Genomic DNA, 13,207 nt, shown 5'->3' with positions numbered 1-13,207 from the left:
CGCCCTCCCCTGTCAGGCGTCAACAGTCACGATGACGCCACCCATCGCAGGGGTACGACGGGCCACTTCGCCAACATTCGCCCCTGCTTCAACTGCGGGCAACATCCGTCCCGGGTTAGGTTGGGCGAGCCGGTCCGGCCCAGTGCCGTCCGCCCCGGGTGGCCCCGGCCGGTGTCGCCGAGGGCATCAGCAGCCCCGGCGGCCGTGGGAGAGGGGCCTTCCGCTCTTGTCATCCCTGAGAAACCTGCTGCGCACCGTGGCGCTGGCCGGCATGTCGGCCGCGCTGATCGCCCCGACGGCGGTGGCTCGCGCCGAGCCGTCCCCCGCCGACCTGACCCGCCGGATCGAGACGTCCTCGACCGAGTTGGAGCGGGTCGTCGAGTCGTACAACAAGCTGCGTGAGGAGATCAAGACCAACGAGGCCGCAGCGGCCCGATTACAGGCCCGCATCGGCCCACTCGAAGAGCAGGCCAAGCAGAGCCAGGCCGACGTGGCCAAACTGGCCAGCACCGCGTACAAGACCGGCGGCCTGCGGACCGCGGACGCCCTGCTGCGCGCCGAGGGTGCCACCGCGCTGCTGGACCGCCTCGGCACGCTCGACCAACTGACCCGCCAGCGGCAGGAGAGCATCTCCAGCTACACCGCTGACCAGCGGCGGCTGCTCGACGAGAAGTCCCGCCTGGACGCGACACTGACCCGGCAGGCCGCACAGGCCCGTGAGCTCGCGGCGGGCAAGAAGCAGATCGAGCAGGACCTGGCCAGACTGTACGAGCTGCGCGAGCAGGCGTACGGGGCGGCCACCGAGCGACCCGAACCCAAGGCCGCGGTGGCCGAGGCCAGGAACGTGCCCGCGGTGGCTGGTGACGCCGGGGCCGCGGTGCGCTACGCGTTCGGCGCGCTGGGCAAGCCGTACGTCTGGGCAGCCGACGGGCCCAACGGCTACGACTGTTCCGGGCTCACCTCGGCGGCCTGGCGGGCGGCCGGAAAGTCGCTGCCACACAACACCCGGATGCAGTGGAGTGCCGTCGCGCACATTGGCAGGGGCGACCTACGCCCAGGCGACCTGGTGTTCTACAGCGGGCTCGGGCATGTCGCCCTCTACGTGGGCGACGGCCAGGTGATCGACGCGCCGAGCGCCGGTCGCAACGTGCTCAAGCGGGGCATGAACATGATGTCCATCCAGGGCTACGGTCGGGTCCGCTAGACAGACGAATACGGCGAACGGCCGGCGTCCCCCTATCGGACGCCGGCCGTTCGCCGTCATTACTACCAGGTCAGGCTGCCTGCAGCCCCTCGGCCCGGGCCAGCTCACGCAGCCGACCGAGAGCCTGGATCTCCAACTGTCGGATCCGCTCGCGGGAGAGCGAGAACCGGGAAGCGACCTCGGTGAGCGAGTGCTCCCGGCCGTCCTCCAGGCCGTAGCGGGCCCGCATGATGCCCGCCGACCGGTCGTCGAGGTGGTTGAGCAGTCCCTCGATGCGCTGCCGCTCCAGACCGCTGAGGACGATGTCCTCCGGCGACGGCGCGTCACTGTCGGCGACCAGGTCGCCGAGCTTGGTGTCACCGTCGTCGCCCACCGGGGTGTCCAGCGAGACGGTGTCCTGCGACCAGCGGCGCAGCTCGTTGACCCGCTCGACGGTGACGCCGAGGGCGGCGGCGATCTGCTCCGGCTCCGGGTCGGCGCCCAGCTCACGGGTCAGCTGTCGGGCCACGTTGCGCATCCGGTTGACGTCCTCTACCAGGTGCACCGGCAGACGGACGGTGCGCTCCTGCTGGGCGATCGCCCGGCTGATCGCCTGGCGAATCCACCAGGTCGCGTAGGTGGAGAACTTGTAACCACGCTCGTAGTCGAACTTTTCGACCGCCCGGACCAGGCCGGTGTTGCCCTCCTGGATCAGGTCCAGCATGGGCATGCCCGAGCGCACGTAGCGGCGGGCGATCGATACGACCAGTCGGAGGTTGGCGCGGATGAAGAGGTCCTTCGCCCGCTCTCCCTCGACGACCAGCCACTCCAGGTCGGCCCGGTCGACACCGGCGGGGAGGGCATCCTCACCGAGCAGGTGCTCGGCGTAGAGGCCCGCCTCGATCGCCTTGGAGAGATCGACCTCCTTGGCGGCGTCCAGCAGTGGCGTCCGGGAGATCTCGTGCAGGTAGACGCCGACCAGGTCGCGCTCCTCGGCAACCTCGTCGGTTCGCATGCCGATGTTCTTGTCCACGTTGCCCACGGTCCCCTCGCTCGCGCCGGTTGCCCGGTTCCTTGCCATTCCCCACGTCCGTCAGCCCCTGGTAACTTCTGCTGTGCCCATCGGTGCTGACACCTACACAACAGATGAGACGTGTCGGGGATTCCGTCTCGTGAGTCGAAAGTGTCACGAATGCCTGAGTAGTAGCTGAGAGCACGGTCCATGTTTGCTGTCAGGACCCCGTCTGGCGGCTCTACGCTGGGCGCCACGCACGGGTCACCGACCATGGCAACACCGCCGGCCCGGGGGCACAGCGACCCGGGTCACCACCCTGCTGCGATCCTGGTCACTGGCTGATACGCACCGGCGGACCGGTCGGTTCATCCATCGGGAGTGTTATTACCCCCCGGCCTGATGAACAATCCGAAGCCCGGTTCGCTTCCCGGTGGACCGGGCGGGGTCAGGAGGCGAGCAGGGCGAGGGCGCCGCGGACCTGGTCGGCGGAGCGGGCCAGTGCGGCCCGGGCGGCGTCCACCTCGGCGCCGGACACCAGGGAGACCAGCGCCGTCTTCAGGTCACCGTCGGCGGCGGAAAGGGCCTGCTGGCAGACCTGCTCGGAGCAGCCGGTGGCCTCGACCAGAATCGAGATCATTCGTCCCCGGAGCTTCGCGTTGGTGGCGACCATATCGATCATGAGGTTCGAGTAGACCCGGCCCAGACGCACCATGACGGCGGTCGAGAACGTGTTGAGCACCAACTTCTGTGCGGTGCCCGCCTTCATCCGGGTCGACCCGGTAACCACCTCGGGTCCGGTGTCCACCCCGATGAACACGTCGACCGAGCGAGCGGCCTCCGCCTCCGGATTGGCGCAGAGCAGCACCGTCGAAGCACCCTTGGCCCGGGCCGAGGCGAGCGCCCCGAGGACGTACGGGGTGCGTCCGCTGGCCGCCAGACCGACCACCAGATCACCGGCGCGCACACAACCGGCCGCCTCGACCGCGCCGCCCCGCTCGTCGTCCTCGGCGTCCTCCACGGCCCGCCACATGGCGTCCGGGCCACCGGCCAGGTGGGAGCAGAACCAGTGCCGGGGCGAGTTGAAGGTGGGCGCCAGCTCGGCCGCGTCGAGCACTCCCAGGCGGCCGGACGTGCCGGCGCCGAAGTAGTGCACCCGGTGACCGCCGCGCAGGGCCGCAACCGCCAGGTCGACGGTGGTGGCGATCTCGTCGAGCACCGCTGCGACCGCGGCCGGCACCCGCCGGTCCGCCTCGTTGATCACGGTGAGGACGTCCCGGGTCGACATCAGGTCGAGGTCGACGCTGAGCGGGTTGCGCCGCTCGGTGGGCGCACCCACCCGGACCGTCGGGCGGGCGGGCGGTGCTGGCACGTCCTCGTCCGGCTCCACCGCACCTGCCGTCATGCCCGCCTCCGGTTGGCACCCACCCGGTGCGACTGGACCGCCTCGGCGGTCGCCTCCAGTGCCTTGCGTGCCCGGGCCCGGTTGCGGGCGGCCACCCCTACGAAGAGGCAGTCGACGACGGTGAGCTGGGCCAGCCGGCTGGCCGTCGCGCCGGAGCGGTAGGTGGTTTCGCGGGCCGCCGTGGTCAACACGAAGTCCGCGACGTCGGTGATCGGCGAACGCGGGAAGTTGGTCAGTGCCACGGTGACGGCACCCCGGGTGCGGGCCTGCTCCAGCACCTCGATCACATCGGAGGTGGTGCCGGTGTGCGAGATGCCGATCGCCACGTCGCCCCGACCGAGGAGGGCGGCCGAGGTCAACGCGGTGTGCACGTCCGGGAAGTAGAAGGCGATCCGGCCGATGCGGTGCAGCTTCTGCTGGAAGTCGGAGGCGACGAAGCCGCTGGCGCCGGCGCCGTAGATGTCGATCCGACCGGCGCCACTGATCGCCTCGACCACCTGCTCACAGACGGCGGGGTCGAGCTGCTCGGCGGTCTCCTCGACCGCTCGGGCGTCGTTGAACGCGATGGTGGCGATGATCTGTGCGAGGTCGGCGCCGGGCGGGATGTCACCACCGACCACCCGGGCGTCCGGCGGCTCGATCCGGCGAGCGGCCTCGGCGGCGAGGCGGATGCGCAGTTGCGGGTAACCGTCCATGCCCACCGAACGGCAGAACCGGATGACGGTCGCCTCGGATGTCTCCGCTGCGGTGGCGAGGTCGGTGATGGTCCGCCGGGCCGCAGCGGCCGGATCGGACACGACCAGTCGGGCAACCCGCTGCTCGGCGGGCGACAGCGACGGCAACAGCCCGCTGATGTGGACGATCAGCCCACCGGGCTCCTGACTCGCAGAAATCTTCGGACTCTTCGCCACGGGTGAAACTTACTTTCACCAAGCGTGAGCGTCAACTATGACTGTCCGGTAGGGAAAGTGTCGGCAGCCGGGATCACCGGTCCCGCACAGCCTGCCACTCCCGCAGGACCGCCGCCTCATCCGCCGGGTCGAGACCACCCTGCCGTACGGCGGCCGGCTGCGCTGCCATCCAGGACGCGGTCGCCCGAACGGTGTCAGGCAACGGACGGATCGCCAGCCCGACGTCCAGACCCGGTCGGGCGTCGCGGTCCATCAGGCCGCCGGACTCCGGCAGTCGCACCCACAGCGGCAGCGCCCGCTCCCCCGACCACTCGCGAACGTCGTGGGACGCCAGGAACTCCTGATCCACCCAGGTCAGGACGGGCTCCGGTGCGTCCAGCCCGGCCGCCACCCCGGCCAGCAGGTCCGCCCGTGTCATCGCCGGCCCGATGCCGTCGTACGTGCCGCTGAGGCGAGTGCCGGCGGCGTGCAGCAACCAACCCGCCAGATCGGCGACGTCCACGAACTGCACCCGGTCGGTCGGGTGCCCGGGCGCGAGAACCTCTCCGCCGGCCGACAGGCGCCGCACCCAGTACGGAAAGCGGTCGCTCGGGTCCTCGGCACCGACGATCAGGCCCGCTCGGCAGATGAACGAGCGGTCCACGCCCACCCGCTCCCGGACCGCCTGCTCGATGCTCACCTTGCACTCGCCGTACCAACGGTGGTCCGGGCCGACCGGACCGTCCACGTCCGCCGGGGCGGCCGGCAGCACCGGTGCGTCCGCGGCGGTCTGGCCGGGGGTGGTGTTGTCCGCGTACACCGAGATCGTCGACACGAAGGACCAGTGGCCCACCTGGTCGGCAAGTGCGGAGAGCGCGTGCCGCGCGTGACTGACCTGGCGGGTCACGTCGACCACGGCGTCGAAGCCGTCGTCGGCGAGCGGCACCAGGGCGTCCGGGTCGTCGCGGTCGACCGGCACGAACCGGGCCCCGGCCGGCACGACGCCGGAGACGCCCCGGGCCGCGCAGGTCACGTCGTGGCCCTGGTCGAGGGCGTGCTGCGCCACCGCCCGACCGAGGAACCGGGTGCCACCGAGAATGAGGATCCGCATCCGCCGATCCTGCGCTGCCGGTAGGCGGTTCGGCCAGCCACTCTGCTCTGGGCAGAGCGTCGGCTGTGGAGCACCGGCAGGCGCCGGCCGGACGGGACGCTAGCGTGAGGCGCATGGCGGAGCGCAGCGTGTTGGTGACCGGAGGGGCTGGCGGGCTCGGCGGGGCGGCCGTCGCCGCGTTCGTCGAGGCGGGCTGGCGGGTGGTCGTACCGGAGCGGGAGGCCCGTCCCGGTTCGGAGCCGGCAGCGGGGGTGCTCCGGCTGGTCGCGGACCTCAGCGACCCGGCGGGCGCGACGCGGGCGGTCGAGGCCGCCGCCGGCGACCCTGCGGCGCCCCTGCGGGCCGTGGTCAACCTCGTCGGCGGGTACGCCAGCGAAGGTCTGGTGCACGAGACCCCGATCGAGGTCTTCGAGCGGATGCTCACCGTCAACCTGCGGCCCACCTACCTGGTCACCCAGGCCGCGTTGCCGCATCTGGTGGCGGCCGGTGGTGGAGCGGTGGTGTGCGTCTCGGCCCGCGCGGCGGTCGCCCCGTTCGCCGGCGCGGCCGGTTACGTGACGGCCAAGGCCGGGGTGCTGGCCTTCGCCAACGCGGTCGCGGTGGAATACCGGCCCCGCAACGTCCGCTGCAACACCGTGCTGCCCAGCGTCATCGACACCCCGGCCAACCGGGCCGCCCAGCCCGACGCCGACCACTCCCGTTGGGTCGCGCCGGCCGAGATCGCATCGGTGATCCGTTTCCTCGCGTCGGACGAGTCGGCCCCGACCAGCGGTGCCACCGTTCCGGTCTACGGGCGGGCTTGAGTCACCAGCGGGGGCACCTCACCGGGTGCCGCCCTGGAAGGCGCTGGCAGCCAGGTCTCCAGGTGCGCCTGGATCTGCTCGGTGACCTCCTGGGCCGGGCGGCCGGCGTCCACCAGCACGAAACTCGGGTATTCGGGCAGGGCCCGGTAGGCGGTGTCAGCCGCGGTCAGCCAGCCCATCGTCTCGTGATCGGTGCCGCGTTCCTCGATGCGCCGGTAGGCCTCCGCCGGGTCCACGGCCAGCAGGAAGGTCACCTGCGGCGTCGGAAAGAGCCGGTAGCCGGCCCGTGCGAGCCGTTCCCAGCGTTGCCCACCGTGGGCCCGGATGCTCGCGTACTGGCAGGCCGAGTAGCGGTCCATCACCGCCGTCCGGCCGGTGAGCAGACAGCTGATCAGGGCTACGGCGATGGCGAGCCAGCGCAGCACGGACTCCACCGCCAGCACACCGTCGCGCCCGACCAGCCGCTGGGCGTCGGGCCGCCCGAGCCGGTTGGCGAGCCGGCCGAGCCAACGACGGCCGCTGGCGTTGCGGCGGTATTTCGCCGGGCGGCCGGCCGCGTTCAGCGCGTCGGCCAGTCGGTGAGCCTGAGTGGTCTTGCCCGAGCCGTCGATGCCGATGAGGGCGACAGTGCGCAACCGGGCCCTGCGTCGTCGCATCCCCGATGATCTGGCCACCCTCGACAGGTTATCCGACCCGCGCACCCGGCCCGTGAGGTATGTGATGGTTTATCCCTGTTGACACCCGACCGGGACACCCGCAGGTGTGGCCGACCGGAATGCCGGGTACCGGAGTTCGTATCCAACCGCCGGTCCACCAACACGACGACGGGAGAACCAGATGGCTGAGCGCGGAGACGAGAGTCTGGTGCACACCCTCAAGAAGGTCGCCGCCGTGCTCAAGCAGTCCGAGATCCCGTTCGCCCTGGGCGGCAGCTTCGCCGTCTACGCCCACGGGGGCCACTCCAGCGAGCACGACGTCGACTTCCTGATCCGGGAGGTCGACGTGGAGAAGGCACTGGAGGCCCTGGTCGCCGCCGGGTTCGTCGCCGAGCGCCCCCCGGAGGACTGGCTGGTCAAGGTCTTCGACGACGGCCGGATGGTGGACCTGATCCACCGGCCGATCGAGACACCGGTGACGGAGGAGACGTTCGCCGACACGGTCATCCGGCCGGTGGACGCGATCCAGATGCCGGTCCTGTCCGCCTCCCAGCTGATGGTGCACAAACTGCTCAGCTTCTCCCAGCACTACTGCGACTTCGCCCGCGGCCTGCCGCTGGCCCGCTCCCTGCGGGAGCAGATCGACTGGGAGCGGGTACGCAAGGAGACGGAGCACTCGCCGTACGCCGAGGCGTTCCTGGTGCTGCTGGACCGGCTGGAGGTGGTGCCGGCCGCCGGCACCCCGACCGGAGAGGGGACATCGTGACCCACCAACGCGACATTGGTGCCGGGCCACCGGACGAGTACGTCGAGGCGGAGATCCAAAGGCTCCTCGCCGAGGACCCCGCCGTCGCCGAACAGGGGATCACCGTGGTGCGGCGGGAACGCGCCATCGTGCTCTACGGCGAGGTGGAGAGCCCACACCGACGCGAGGAGATCCTGCGCCGGGTGTCCGAGCGCTTCCCGGACGTCCCGATCACCAGCGACATCGGGGTGATCCGCGTCGAGGCGCCCACGGAGATCGAGCAACTGCCCTGAGGGAGGTTCCATGGTGATCCGGATCGCCGCCGTGGGCGACGTACATCTGGACGAGGACGTGGTCGGTCGGTTCCGTCCCGCGTTGGAGGAGTTGCCGGAGTGTGCCGACGTGCTGCTGCTGGCCGGGGACCTGACCCGGCACGGCACCGAGGCCGAGGCGCGCTGCGTGGCGGAGGAGTTCGGTGGGTTGGCCGTGCCGGTGGTGACCGTGCTGGGCAACCACGACCACCAGTGTGACCAGGTGCCGCAGGTGGTGAAGGTCCTCGAGGACGCGGGCATCACCGTGCTGGAAGGCAACGGCGTCGTGCTGGACTGCGCCGGCGGTCGGCTCGGCATCGCCGGCGTCAAGGGCTTCGGCGGCGGGTTCGCCGGGCGGTGCGCCAGCGACTTCGGCGAGCCGGAGATGAAGGCGTTCGTCCGGACCACCAACGAGAGCGCCGAGGCTCTCGGCACGGCGCTCCGTTCGCTGGACTGCGACATGCTGGTCGCGCTCACCCACTACTCCCCGGTGCCGGACACGCTGGCCGGTGAACCGCTGGAGATCTACCCGTTCCTCGGCTCGTACCAGTTGGGGCAGGCGATCGACTCGGCGCCCACGGCGCTGGCCCTGCACGGGCACGCGCACGCCGGCACCGAGCGCGGCACGACCCCCGGCGGCGTACGCGTCCGCAACGTCGCGCACCCGGTGATCAAGCAGGCGTACAGCGTCTTCCACGTCGGCGATCAACTCGACACCGACCAGGTTTCCCCGATCGGCCAGTCGGGTAGTCAGAGGTCATGGAGCTGATTCTCTGGATTCTCGCAGTCGTACTCGTGGTCGCCGGCATCCTCGCGCTGTTCCGCCGGCAGATCCTGTGGGGCATCGTCCTCATCGTTGTCGGGCTGTTGGTCGGCCCGGGTGGTGTCAGCATCTTCAATTAGCGTGCGTACCTCCTAAAAAAACCGGGACCCGCCGGGGTCGCCGCGACCGGAGCTCCGTCCTCCCGACAGGAGCACCGGCCGGGGCGATCCCGGCGCTTTCTTGTGGGCGCTCCCGCCCCCTGATGACGGTGCCGGATGACTTGTGCGCCCTACCGCCGGTTTGACCTGACGCTGGATGGAAATTATCTCGACCATGGAGACATCCCAGGACGCGTCGAGGACCTCCGGCCGGCGGCGGTGGTGGGCTCTCGTGGGCTTCGCGGCGGCCGTCTTCGTCGCGGCCGCGATCGGCGGTCTGGGGGTGCAGGGCACCACCGGCGAGTACGCGAGCCTCCAGCAGCCCAGCTGGGCACCGCCCTCATGGCTGTTCGGCCCGGTCTGGTCGCTGCTCTACGCACTGATCGCGGTGGCCGCCTGGCTGGTGTGGCAGCGGGTCGGCTTCGGCCCCGCCCTCTGGGCGTGGACCGCCCAACTGGTGCTCAACGCCATCTGGACCCCGCTGTTCTTCGGCGCGGGGCGATATGGGCTGGCGTTCGCCGAGATCGTGGTGATGTGGCTGGCGATCGGGCTCACCGTGGTGCTGTTCGCCAGGGTGTCGCGGGTGGCGGCGGCGCTGCTGCTGCCCTACTGGGCCTGGGTCACCTTCGCCGCCGCCCTGAACCTGTCGATCTGGCAGCTGAACTCCTGACCTGACCGGTCCCCGACGGCGGCGCCCGCCGGGGACCGTGGCCGTCCCCGGGTCAGCAGCGGGGCACGCCGGGGATGTATCCGTCGGACCCGGTGTACACGTACGCGTCGGCGATGAACCGACCGCTGCCGATCCGGTCCCAGATCGAGCTGGTGCCGTACGTGCCGGTGACCGTGGTGCCGCTGGTCTGGCAGGCGATGGTCACCCGCGTGCCGTCGGCGACAGTGCCCACCGAGGCGTACCCGGTGCCGGGGCCGGAGCGGACGGTCAACGGGGTGCCGCTGGTGTCGACAGTGCCGTTGCCGCCGCCCGAGGAGCACCCGTTGTTGCTGGTGTAGGTCTTGGTGCCCCAGTACAGGGCGAGGGTGCCGTTGAAGCGCACCTTGATGTCGGCGCCGTCGAGGCGCTGCTCGTAGTGCAGGTGCGGGCCGGTCGACCCGCCGGTGGTGCCGACCCAGCCGAGCACCTTGCCGTAGCCGACCGTCTGCCCGACGGAGACGTTGAAGCCGTTGAGGTGGGCGTAGTAGGTGCTGTAACCGCCCCCGTGGTTGATCCGGACGTATTTGCCGTAGCTGGTGCCACCGAGGTCGGTCACGCGGTCGACGGTGCCGGGCGCGCTCGCCACCACCGGGTCGCCCTGATCGTCGGTGCGGTTGAAGTCGACGGCGTTCGCCGGGCTGTGACCCGATCGGGTCTGCCCGGACCAGGACTGGCCGCACGGGAACGGCACCTTGAAGGTCGGCGCGGCCAGCGCCGGGCTGGCCGGCGCCAGGACTCCTCCGACGAGCACACCCGCCACCAGCAGGCTGATCCACCGCTTTCGCATACAGCTCCTCCTATGTCGAAAACCTTCGATGGGGTGGCCCTAGCCTGACAGATATCGTCAATCTTCGAAAGAGTCGGGGATCCGCCGCGGGAGCGCGCCCACGAGGCAGCCCGCAGGTTTCCGGATTGTTACTCGCTCGTGTCTGACAGGGGGTGGACCGGACCGGATGCAAGCGCTTACATGTGTGCACGCCCAATCGGACCGGCGACGGGTCACCAGCACGACCGCGCCGGCTAGGAAGGAGGACGGCATGGCGGTCTTTACCAGACCACGCCAGGCCTTCGTGATCGCCGGCGTACTCGGGCTGGCGCTCAGCGCCACCGCCTGCGGTACCGGCGACGACAAGAAGAGCAACAACGCGGGCTCCGCGGAGTGCGCCGCATACGACAAGTACGAGGGCCACGACGGCAAGAAGGTCTCGATCTACGCGTCCATCCGTGACGCCGAGGCGGACCTGCTCGAGCGCTCCTGGTCGGACTTCACCAAGTGCACCGGCATCGAGATCGACTACGAGGGCAGCGGCGAGTTCGAGGCGCAGCTCCCGGTCCGGGTCGACGGTGGCAACGCCCCCGACATCGCCTTCGTGCCGCAGCCCGGCCTCGTGAAGCGTTTCGCGGACGCCGGCAAGCTGAAGTCCCTGAGCGCCGACACCAAGGCCCTCGCCGAGCAGAACATGCCGGCCGACTGGCTGAAGTACGGCACCGTCAACGGGACGCTCTACGGCGTGCCGCTCGGCGCCAACGTCAAGTCCTTCGTGTGGTACTCGCCGAAGACGTTCAAGGAGAAGGGCTGGGAGGTTCCGACCACCTGGGACCAGCTCATCGCCCTGAGCGACAAGATCGCCGCCAGTGGCATGAAGCCGTGGTGCGCGGGCGTCGAGTCCGGTGACGCCACCGGCTGGCCGGCCACCGACTGGATCGAAGACGTGATCCTGCGGACCCAGGGCCCCGAGGTCTACGACCAGTGGACCACCCACGGGATCCCGTTCAACGACCCGAAGATCGTCGACGCGGTCGACCGCGCCGGCACCATCCTCAAGAACGACAAGTACATGAACGGCGGCTTCGGCGGCGTCAAGAGCATCACCACCACCTCCTTCCAGGAGGCGGGCGTGCCGGTCACCAACGGCAAGTGCGCGATGCACCGGCAGGCGTCGTTCTACGCCAACCAGTTCCCCGAGGGCACCAAGGTGGCTGCGGACGGCGACGCGTTCGCCTTCTACTTCCCGGCCATCGACCCCGCCAAGGGCAAGCCGGTGCTGGGCGCGGGCGAGTTCGTCGTCGGCTACGCCGACCGTCCCGAGGTCCAGGCGGTGCAGACCTACCTGGCTTCGGCTGAGTACGTCAACAGCCGCGCGAAGCTCGGCAACTGGGTCACGGCGAACAACAAGCTGGACATCGCCAACGTGGCCAGCCCGATCGACAAGCTCTCCGTCCAGATCCTCCAGGACAAGAGCGGCACCTTCCGCTTCGACGGTTCCGACCTGATGCCGGCAGCCGTCGGCGCGGGAACGTTCTGGAAGGGCATGGTCGAGTGGCTGAACGGCAAGGCGACCGCCCCGGTGCTCCAGGGCATCGAGAGCAGCTGGCCTAAGTGATCCCGGCGGTGGACCCGAGAGGGAGGGTTGATGGAGTTCGACTTCGCCGATCAGCAGCCGAAGCTCCTCATGCTGATGTACGGGCTGGTCGCCTTCGTCGTGGTGGTGGGCGGTCTGCTCCTGCTGCTCGACGTGGTGCCGGCCTGGTTCGCCCGGCGACGGGAGGCACAACTCGTCGCCGTCTCGGCGAGTGGAGCTCCACTCCCCCGCCGAACCAAGCCGCGGGAGGGGCTCTTCGCGCTCTTCTTCCTGCTGCCGACGCTGCTGCTGCTCACCATCGGCCTGGTCGTGCCAGCCATCCGCACCACGGTGCTCTCCCTGATGAACAGGGACAGCACCGAGTGGGTGGGGTTGGACAACTTCGGCTGGATGTTCTCCGACGACGCGATCGTCCGGGTCCTGATCAACACCCTGATCTGGGTGCTCCTGGTCCCCCTGGTGGCGACCGGGTTCGGCCTCATCTACGCCGTACTCGTGGACAAGGCCCGGTTCGAGTCCGTGGCCAAGTCACTGATCTTCCTGCCGATGGCCATCTCCTTCGTGGGCGCCAGCATCATCTGGAAGTTCGTCTACGCCTACCGAGGTGAGGGCGACCAGATCGGTCTGCTCAACCAGATCGTGGTCAGCCTCGGCGGTGAGCCCAAGCAGTGGCTGCTCGAATCGCCACTGAACACGCTGCTGCTCATCGTCATCATGATCTGGATCCAGGCCGGTTTCGCCATGGTGGTGCTCTCCGCCGCGATCAAGGCGATCCCCGGCGACATCGTCGAAGCCGCCCGGCTCGACGGGGTCAGCCCGTGGCAGATGTTCTGGCAGATCACCATGCCGAGCATCCGACCGGCGCTGATCGTCGTGATGGTGACCCTCACGATCGCCACGCTCAAGGTCTTCGACATCGTCCGGACCTCGACGAACGGCAACTACGACACCAGCGTGATCGCCAACGAGATGTACAACCAGGCGTTCCGGTACAGCGAGAACGGGCGGGGTTCCGCACTCGCGGTCTTCCTCTTCATCCTGGTCATCCCGGTCGTGATCTACCAGATCCGTAACCTCCGTCAACAGCGGGAGGGCTGA

Annotated in this window: 15 protein-coding genes; 9 read left to right on the top strand and 6 right to left on the bottom strand. The window is 69.8% G+C overall.

What is annotated here, in order from left to right; translation table 11 throughout:
* Positions 1–226 precede the first annotated feature (226 nt).
* On the top strand, positions 227–1,204 hold the full coding sequence (locus tag KBX46_RS27760; RefSeq protein WP_210794854.1) for a C40 family peptidase: 978 nt from the start codon (positions 227–229) through the stop codon (positions 1,202–1,204).
* A gap of 70 nt (positions 1,205–1,274) precedes the next feature.
* Here the strand turns inward: KBX46_RS27760 and KBX46_RS27755 are convergent, their stop codons facing one another.
* From KBX46_RS27755 to KBX46_RS27740, 4 genes are all read right to left on the bottom strand, one after another.
* The gene (locus KBX46_RS27755) at positions 1,275–2,264 is read right to left on the bottom strand and encodes an RNA polymerase sigma factor RpoD/SigA (RefSeq protein WP_088949840.1); all 990 of its coding nucleotides are present in this window, start codon (positions 2,262–2,264) and stop codon (positions 1,275–1,277) included.
* Between the two features lie 379 nt (positions 2,265–2,643).
* Positions 2,644–3,600 carry an N-acetylmuramic acid 6-phosphate etherase gene (gene murQ / locus KBX46_RS27750; RefSeq protein ID WP_210794852.1) on the bottom strand — a complete coding sequence of 319 codons (957 nt, stop codon included), beginning with the start codon at positions 3,598–3,600 and terminating at the stop codon, positions 2,644–2,646.
* Positions 3,597–4,511 (bottom strand): MurR/RpiR family transcriptional regulator, encoded by a 915-nt coding sequence (locus KBX46_RS27745; protein WP_088949842.1) that lies wholly within the window; start codon positions 4,509–4,511, stop codon positions 3,597–3,599. The genes murQ and KBX46_RS27745 overlap by 4 nt, the downstream gene beginning before the upstream one ends.
* A 73-nt stretch (positions 4,512–4,584) precedes the next feature.
* A complete protein-coding gene (locus KBX46_RS27740) occupies positions 4,585–5,601 on the bottom strand; it encodes an NAD-dependent epimerase/dehydratase family protein (protein WP_210794850.1) in 1,017 nt (338 codons plus the stop codon).
* Between the two features lie 113 nt (positions 5,602–5,714).
* On the opposite strand from KBX46_RS27740, the gene KBX46_RS27735 reads away from it, so the two are divergent.
* Positions 5,715–6,404, top strand: a complete 690-nt coding sequence (locus tag KBX46_RS27735) for an SDR family NAD(P)-dependent oxidoreductase (protein WP_210794848.1) — start codon at positions 5,715–5,717, stop codon at positions 6,402–6,404.
* Here KBX46_RS27735 and KBX46_RS27730 read toward each other — a convergent pair.
* Entirely contained in the window at positions 6,389–7,060 is a 672-nt protein-coding gene (locus KBX46_RS27730) for a thymidylate kinase (protein ID WP_210794911.1), read from the bottom strand. The two genes, KBX46_RS27735 and KBX46_RS27730, sit on opposite strands and share 16 nt — an antisense overlap.
* 181 nt (positions 7,061–7,241) lie before the next feature.
* Between KBX46_RS27730 and KBX46_RS27725 the strand changes: the two genes are divergently transcribed.
* The 5 genes from KBX46_RS27725 to KBX46_RS27705 all read left to right on the top strand — a co-directional run bounded on the left by KBX46_RS27725 (position 7,242) and on the right by KBX46_RS27705 (position 9,707).
* Positions 7,242–7,826, top strand: coding sequence for a nucleotidyltransferase (locus KBX46_RS27725; RefSeq protein ID WP_088949846.1), 585 nt, complete (start codon positions 7,242–7,244; stop codon positions 7,824–7,826).
* Entirely contained in the window at positions 7,823–8,098 is a 276-nt protein-coding gene (locus KBX46_RS27720; protein WP_088949847.1) for a hypothetical protein, read from the top strand. Before KBX46_RS27725 ends, KBX46_RS27720 begins: the two co-directional genes overlap by 4 nt.
* 10 nt (positions 8,099–8,108) lie before the next feature.
* Positions 8,109–8,885, top strand: coding sequence for a metallophosphoesterase (locus KBX46_RS27715; RefSeq protein ID WP_088949848.1), 777 nt, complete (start codon positions 8,109–8,111; stop codon positions 8,883–8,885).
* Positions 8,876–9,019, top strand: coding sequence for a GPGG-motif small membrane protein (locus tag KBX46_RS27710; protein WP_007464364.1), 144 nt, complete (start codon positions 8,876–8,878; stop codon positions 9,017–9,019). Before KBX46_RS27715 ends, KBX46_RS27710 begins: the two co-directional genes overlap by 10 nt.
* Positions 9,020–9,212: 193 nt before the next feature.
* A complete protein-coding gene (locus tag KBX46_RS27705; RefSeq protein ID WP_210794846.1) occupies positions 9,213–9,707 on the top strand; it encodes a TspO/MBR family protein in 495 nt (164 codons plus the stop codon).
* A gap of 52 nt (positions 9,708–9,759) precedes the next feature.
* Here KBX46_RS27705 and KBX46_RS27700 read toward each other — a convergent pair whose 3' ends face one another.
* The gene (locus KBX46_RS27700) at positions 9,760–10,533 is read right to left on the bottom strand and encodes a M23 family metallopeptidase (RefSeq protein ID WP_088949850.1); all 774 of its coding nucleotides are present in this window, start codon (positions 10,531–10,533) and stop codon (positions 9,760–9,762) included.
* Between the two features lie 250 nt (positions 10,534–10,783).
* On the opposite strand from KBX46_RS27700, the gene KBX46_RS27695 reads away from it, so the two are divergent.
* On the top strand, positions 10,784–12,130 hold the full coding sequence (locus tag KBX46_RS27695; RefSeq protein ID WP_088949851.1) for an ABC transporter substrate-binding protein: 1,347 nt from the start codon (positions 10,784–10,786) through the stop codon (positions 12,128–12,130).
* 30 nt (positions 12,131–12,160) lie between these two features.
* A complete protein-coding gene (locus KBX46_RS27690; RefSeq protein WP_210794844.1) occupies positions 12,161–13,207 on the top strand; it encodes a carbohydrate ABC transporter permease in 1,047 nt (348 codons plus the stop codon).

It is taken from the genome of Micromonospora sp. C81 (assembly GCF_018070425.1).
Classification (GTDB): domain Bacteria; phylum Actinomycetota; class Actinomycetes; order Mycobacteriales; family Micromonosporaceae; genus Micromonospora; species Micromonospora zamorensis.
The sequence above is the reverse complement of the archived record's forward strand: the minus strand, read 5'-3'. Positions and strand labels throughout refer to the sequence as shown.

Bases quoted from the DNA above. Each gene is read 5' to 3' on its own strand.
- KBX46_RS27755 (WP_088949840.1), bottom strand. From the start codon at position 2,264: ATGGCAAGGAACCGGGCAACCGGCGCGAGCGAGGGGACCGTGGGCAAC.
- murQ (WP_210794852.1), bottom strand. From the start codon at position 3,600: ATGACGGCAGGTGCGGTGGAGCCGGACGAGGACGTGCCAGCACCGCCC.
- KBX46_RS27740 (WP_210794850.1), bottom strand. From the start codon at position 5,601: ATGCGGATCCTCATTCTCGGTGGCACCCGGTTCCTCGGTCGGGCGGTG.
- KBX46_RS27735 (WP_210794848.1), top strand. From the start codon at position 5,715: ATGGCGGAGCGCAGCGTGTTGGTGACCGGAGGGGCTGGCGGGCTCGGC.
- KBX46_RS27730 (WP_210794911.1), bottom strand. From the start codon at position 7,060: ATGCGACGACGCAGGGCCCGGTTGCGCACTGTCGCCCTCATCGGCATC.
- KBX46_RS27725 (WP_088949846.1), top strand. From the start codon at position 7,242: ATGGCTGAGCGCGGAGACGAGAGTCTGGTGCACACCCTCAAGAAGGTC.
- KBX46_RS27715 (WP_088949848.1), top strand. From the start codon at position 8,109: ATGGTGATCCGGATCGCCGCCGTGGGCGACGTACATCTGGACGAGGAC.
- KBX46_RS27710 (WP_007464364.1), top strand. From the start codon at position 8,876: ATGGAGCTGATTCTCTGGATTCTCGCAGTCGTACTCGTGGTCGCCGGC.
- KBX46_RS27705 (WP_210794846.1), top strand. From the start codon at position 9,213: ATGGAGACATCCCAGGACGCGTCGAGGACCTCCGGCCGGCGGCGGTGG.
- KBX46_RS27700 (WP_088949850.1), bottom strand. From the start codon at position 10,533: ATGCGAAAGCGGTGGATCAGCCTGCTGGTGGCGGGTGTGCTCGTCGGA.
- KBX46_RS27695 (WP_088949851.1), top strand. From the start codon at position 10,784: ATGGCGGTCTTTACCAGACCACGCCAGGCCTTCGTGATCGCCGGCGTA.
- KBX46_RS27690 (WP_210794844.1), top strand. From the start codon at position 12,161: ATGGAGTTCGACTTCGCCGATCAGCAGCCGAAGCTCCTCATGCTGATG.